Origin of the sequence: Mesorhizobium carmichaelinearum (assembly GCF_900199455.1) — a bacterium.
GTDB classification, from domain to species: Bacteria; Pseudomonadota; Alphaproteobacteria; order Rhizobiales; family Rhizobiaceae; genus Mesorhizobium; species Mesorhizobium carmichaelinearum.
Map to the genome: position 1 here is coordinate 1 of NZ_FZQR01000150.1, position 535 is coordinate 535.

At 61.9% G+C, this 535-nt stretch carries 1 pseudogene; it reads left to right on the top strand.

From position 1 onward, the window contains the following. Positions 1–237 (top strand): annotated as a pseudogene (locus tag CKW40_RS42435) (IS6 family transposase); the annotation flags it as partial. Between the last annotated feature and the right edge of the window lie 298 nt (positions 238–535).

Consider the following 535-nt stretch of genomic DNA (forward strand, 5'->3'; position numbering starts at 1 on the left):
TCGCATAAGGGGCTGAATAACCGAGCGGAGAATTCTCATCTGGCAGTTCGACGGCGAGAACGAGGTATGATCCGGTTCAAGTCGGCACGACAATGCCAGCGCTTCGTTTCCATCCATGGCCCGATCGCCAACCTCTTCAATCTTCACCGGAAACATCTGATAGCCGCCGATCACCGCGACATTCGAGCCGCCGCTATGGCTGCCTGGAGGCAAATCGCTTTGTCGACAGCCGCGTGAAGAGGCCACATCGGGGGGCATCCCGTGCCCAACCCAAGTTAAGGCGACGCCACCTGGAAGAACCATCGGCGCCTCAGCGGACGATGAGGTCACCGAAGTCGGCGCCAGCGAAGGTGGAAATCGTGATCGACGACATGGTGATCCGAACGGCGGTTGACCTCGAGCATCTGGCGCAGGTGATCCGTGCGGTGCGGGCCTCGCGATGATTGCACCGGGTGCCGATCTGAAGATCTACATGGCGACCCGTCCGGTCGACTTCCGTCGCGGCCTGGACGGGCTGGCGGCGGCGGTGCAGGAG